Source organism: Vicinamibacteria bacterium (genome assembly GCA_035620555.1).
Classification (GTDB): Bacteria; Acidobacteriota; Vicinamibacteria; order Marinacidobacterales; family SMYC01; genus DASPGQ01.
Genome location: DASPGQ010000800.1, coordinates 1 through 3,763, shown reverse-complemented (window position 1 = coordinate 3,763; position 3,763 = coordinate 1). Strand labels below are relative to the sequence as shown.

Annotated in this window: 2 protein-coding genes; one reads left to right on the top strand and one right to left on the bottom strand. The window is 62.5% G+C overall.

Annotation, left to right across the window (positions count from 1 at the left end):
* Positions 1-486: 486 nt before the first annotated feature.
* A complete protein-coding gene (locus VEK15_32175; GenBank protein ID HXV65397.1) occupies positions 487-2,892 on the bottom strand; it encodes an ABC transporter permease in 2,406 nt (801 codons plus the stop codon).
* Between the two features lie 25 nt (positions 2,893-2,917).
* Here VEK15_32175 and VEK15_32170 point away from each other — a divergent pair, with 25 nt between their 5' ends.
* Positions 2,918-3,715, top strand: coding sequence for an aldo/keto reductase (locus tag VEK15_32170; protein ID HXV65396.1), 798 nt, complete (start codon positions 2,918-2,920; stop codon positions 3,713-3,715).
* The last annotated feature ends 48 nt before the right edge of the window (positions 3,716-3,763 follow it).

The window sequence follows — 3,763 nt, the reverse complement described above, 5'->3', positions numbered from 1 at the left end:
GTTGCCAAAAGCCGTGACTGATGACGGCCACGGGACCGTCAGCGCCTCCGTCGCGTCGATCATCCGCGAGACCAAACGTTCGGCCTATTAGGGCCTGAACGCCGAGTGCGTCAAAGAATTCCCCGCTGGCCCAAAGGCCGTCGACTGACTCTCGCGGTCCAGACTCCGCGACATCGAAACGGGTCGACCTCCAGGCAAACGAGCTCTCGAAGAGTCCAAGCTCGCGAATCTCTTCCCAGAACGGGTTGGACCAGGATTTGAAGTCCCACGGTCCCGAGCTTACAAGGACGAGACGATCGGGCTCATCGACCGGAAGCCTTCGGAGCACCAAGCTTTCAATGAGGGAGAAGATAGAGATATTGGCTCCGATACCCATCCCGAGAGAAAGCACCACTGCCGCAAAAACGACTGGAGAAGCCTTGAACGGTCGGGACGCATCACGTATCAGCCGCATCACCGCTCCCAATATTTTAGCGGACTCTAGTTCTAGTCATATCTGAGTGCTTCGAGTGGCTCGATTCGAAGCGCGCGTCGGGCCGGGAGCCAGGAGGCGGCGATGGCCGCGATCGTCATCAACACGGCTGCGGCCACTGCTGCCGCGTCTGTTGGCTGAGTGAAAGTAAGGCGCGCCAGAATTCCGCCGACAAGATACGACAGCAGGACACCACAGGTGGCGCCCGCGGCAACCAGAAAGACCGTCCTCTTCAGAAGCGCTCGCACGACGTCCTTCTTGCCGGCGCCGAGCGCCATACGAATTCCCATCTCGCGAGTGCGCCGCGACGCGGCGTGGGCAACGAGCGCGTAGAGGCCGAAAGCACTCAGGATTGCGGCGAGAGACCCCATCGCGCCAAGGCTCGTCGAAGCGAGGCGCAGAGGAGCGGTCGGCAAATCGAGATAGGCCTCGAGGCTCATCGCGTCGAACAGCACCAGATCCGGCGCGACCGATTCGATCGCCCGCTCGATCCCGGAGAGAGCTTCTCTTTCCGAAAGACGCGTTCGTGCGACCACCGTCGAGGTGCTGTTGTAGCTTTGTGCGAGAGGAAGCCAGACGGCATATTGAGGCTCCTCGGTCACCGTCTGGTATCTCCCCGCCTCGACGACGCCAATGATCTCGATGGGCTCGGCGTCGGGACCGAACCGGAGGCGCTTTCCCAGAGGATTCTCGTCGGGTTGCAGAAGGGTGCGAACGAAGGTCTCGTTCACGATCGCCACCTTGGGCCTATCGAGGTCATCGCGTTCGTCGAAATCTCTCCCCGCCACGAGACGAGTGCCGAGCGCACGGAAAAGACCCGGCGTCGCCTGGTAGAGAACCGCTGCTGGGGCCTCGAAGACCGGCGGAACGGGCCGTCCCTCGATGTAAATGGTGGTGAAGGACTGATCGATGCTGAACGGGATCGAGTTGGCGAGCCCACTGGACTCGATTCCGGGAAGGCTCGAGACCGCCCGGAGCACCTCGCTCTGGATCACTCGGCCGCGCTCTTCGTCATAGCCGTGCATGGAGACGTCGAACCGGAGGGCGACCGCGTTCTCGGGCGTGAAGCCGTAGCGCTGCTCCAAAGCGCTCTTCAGAGTGCCCACCGTCATGAGGGCCCCCGCCACGAGCACGACTGATACGACTACCTGAGCTCCCACGTATATGTCGCTCAGACCGAGACGACCGATCGCGGTGACCGGCGTCTCGCTCTTGAGCGCCGACAAGGGATCGACGGCGGCGCTTCGCGCTGCGGGTACCAAACCGATCCAAAATGCGCTGGCAAGAGCGGCGATTCCCGACCATGCGAGCACTCGGGTGTCGATGAAAAGCTCTGCGTTGATGGGAAACTCGATCGCCGGGAGCGCGGCGATCAACGGTCGCGAAAGCCAGAACGAGGCGAGGATGCCTCCAATGCACCAAGCTAGCGCCACGAGAAGAGATTCGGCCAGAAGAATCCGGGCCAGTGCCCAGCGACTCGCTCCAAGCGATCGCCTCAGAGCGAGCTCCTTCCGGCGCTCGGAGGCCCGTGCCAGAAGCAGGTTCGACAGGTTCGCACACGCGACGAGAAGGGTGAGGCCGGATACCATGAGCAACGCCGTGCCGAAACCGATTGCAGGCGCCCGGAGAACGGTACCCAGAAGACCCATCGGTGCGAGCCGGATATCCATCCCTTCGTTCGAGTCGGGATACTCCCGAGCGAGTTGTTCCGCGACGGCTCCCAGGGATGCCTCGGCTTCCGATGTCGAGATGCCCTCTTTCAATCGGCCGATCACCCACGCGTTCTGGGTGCGCCGGGACGTCCGCCAGTCACGGCCCTCGATCTCCCGAACCATGGAGAAAGGAACCCAGATCTCGGCGGACAGGAGCCTCTCCGTTCCCAGGAATCCCGGTGGCGTGACACCGATGATGGTGAAGGAATGCTCGTTCAGCGTGACCGTGCTTCCGACCACCCGGGGATCGCCCGCGAAACGGCGCTGCCAGGAGGCGTAGCTCAAGACGACGACGGGATGAGCGCCGGGCGTCAGGTCGTCGCCTCGAGAGAACAACCGCCCGCGCGAAGCAGAGACCCCGAGCAAATCGAAGTAGTTGCCGGTGACGAGGTACCCCCAGAGGCGCATCTTCGCGCCGTTGCGATTCATGTGCGCGGGAATGACGCGCATCGCGGCCACGTCGTCGAAGACCGTTGCTCGCTCCCGAACGTCCGAGTAGTTCGGGAAGGACCAGGTGGGCGACGTCCCGGTCTGGAGACTCACCAGCATCTCTGGCTGCCGGACGGGAAGGGGCTTCAAGACCAAGAGGTTCATCAGGCTGAAAACGACGGTGTTGAAACCGATTCCGAGCGTCAGGATGGCAGTGGCGGACATCAGAAAGGCTGGCCGCTTCACCAGACGGCGGAGAGCCTGGCGGACATCATCCATGACATTCTCATGCTACCTTTCCGCGATGAAGCTCACCACCGAGATACCCCTTCTCGGTCTCGGTACCTGGGACCTGCGCGGAAGCGAGTGCGTTCGCACCGTTGCCGAAGCGCTCGAGCTCGGCTACCGCCACATCGATACCGCCCAGATGTACGAGAACGAGCGCGAGATCGGACGCGCCATCCAGGACTCCCCGGTCGACCGAGACGCGGTTTTCGTAACGACGAAGCTCTGGCGCGACAGCCTCACGCGCGCGGCGGTGCACCGGAGCGTGGAGGAGAGCCTGAGACGGCTCGCTACCGATTATGTCGACCTTTTGCTCATCCATTGGCCCAATGATGACGTGCCGCTCGCCGAGACGATCGAGGCGATGGAAGGGCTCCGCGAAGACGGTAAGACGCGCGCTATCGGAGTCAGCAACTTCCCCGAGGCTCTATGGAAGCAGGCCCTCGACCTCGCTCCCGTCCGGGTGAACCAGATCGAGTACCACCCTTTTCTCGATCAAACGGCGCTTCTGCGCTTCGCGCGCGAACGCTCGCTGCGGCTCACGGCTTACCGACCCATCGCCAAGGGACGGGTCGCAGGGAATTCCACGATATTACGGATCGCCCGAACGTACGAACGCACGCCGGTTCAAGTGACGCTCCGTTGGCTCGTCCAGCAGGGCGTGGCGGCAATCCCCAAAGCCGCCCGGCGCACGCACCTCGTGGAGAACCTCGGCATCTTCGACTTCGTGCTGACCGACGAAGCCATGTCCGCGATCGATGCTGTCCGCCGAGATCAGCGGTACGTGAATCCGGGCTGGGCCCCTTCCTGGGATTGATTCATTATCACTAAAACGGACTTGGGTCCACTTTGTTCATGAGTAAAA